The sequence below is a fragment of the uncultured Campylobacter sp. genome (genome assembly GCF_937890585.1).
Lineage (GTDB): Bacteria > Campylobacterota > Campylobacteria > Campylobacterales > Campylobacteraceae > Campylobacter_A.
The window spans coordinates 1-1303 of the sequence record NZ_CALACG010000011.1; the positions used below are offsets into that span (position 1 = coordinate 1).

At 37.1% G+C, this 1303-nt stretch carries 1 protein-coding gene; it reads right to left on the reverse strand.

Features of this window, described 5'->3' with window-relative positions; all coding sequences use genetic code 11:
- Positions 1–436: 436 nt before the first annotated feature.
- On the reverse strand, positions 437–1303 hold an 867-nt coding region (gene tilS / locus Q0296_RS00205; RefSeq protein ID WP_298035590.1), incomplete at its 5' end, for a tRNA lysidine(34) synthetase TilS.

Here is a 1303-nt window from a genome sequence, read left to right on the forward strand (position 1 = left end):
ATGATTTAGATTTGGCTTTTGATAGATCAAATTTGCAGCTTTAACACCGTATTTTGCTAAGGCTAGAGCTATAAATTTGACTTTAAATTTCTAGTTTTTGCCACTTCAAATTTAACTTGAAAAGCAGCTACGACAAAGCAAAAAGAGCTGGAGTAAATTTGCTGATAAAATTTCAAATTTGCACACTTGTCGCCTTAGTGTTAATACCGTAAGGGTAAAATTTAGCACTAGAAATTTTAAATTTGCTCTTTTGTGGATTAAATTTATAGCCTTTATACTCTAAATTTAAATGCAAAAGCAGTTTATCTCAGAAAAAAATAGCTAAAACCAAATTTGTAGTTTTGCTATATTTGTTCTTGAGCGCTTGCTTAAGAGTTGGAGCAAAATTTAGTTTTAAATTAACCTTTAGTAGATCAAATTTACAGACTAAAAAGCTCTATCTACTAAAAAATTTAGAAAGATTTTCTATTTGAATGTCCTTTGCAAATAAATAGCCTCTATTTATCGCTGGGAGCCTTAAAATTCTAGCTCTTTCTTTGAACTCTTTTGGCATTACAGTTTTACAAAATGGCGTTACTAAGATGTATTCATTAGCGTAGCCAACGGCGATCTTGCCACTTAGTACCACGCTTGTTTGCTTTGCTAAATTTGCGCTTAGTTCATCTTTTTGAGCCTTGCTTAAAAGCACATTTAGCTCTTTTGCCGCCACATCGACGCCCCGAACGACGTTACTATCATTTTTTATAATGAAAATTTCATCATCTATCTTTGTGATATTTGGCAGCAGATTTTGCCTATCAGCCTCCAAAAACTCAAAGCTTTTCTTCACACCACTAAAATACTCGTTTAAAAATGGCTCGCTAAAATTTAGCCTCACAAAGCTTCTTTTAAGCTTGCCTTCTAAATTTGTCTCATCGACAAAGTAGCGCAAACCTCGTTCGTCAAGGTAATTTTGAAGCTCTTTTTTGCGTAAATTTAAAAGCGGTCTAACTAGCCAAAAGCGCTCTCTCTTCTCAAGCTCGCTCATGCCAAAGAGCTCTTTTAGCCCAGCGCCCTTGCCAAGCTGCATCAAAAACCACTCAAATTTATCGTCAAACTGATGCGCTAAGATCAAATTTTCATATCCGCGCTCGCGGCAAATTTGGCCAAAAAACTCGTATCTAGCCGCGCGCGCCTCGTGTTCAAAATTTGACTCACCCAGCTGCACGCTTTTTACATAGATTTGTTTGTTAAATTTAGCCGCTAGATCTCGTGCCGAGGCGACCTCGTCCTTGCTTTGCGCGCGGATGTTGTAGTCCACGAT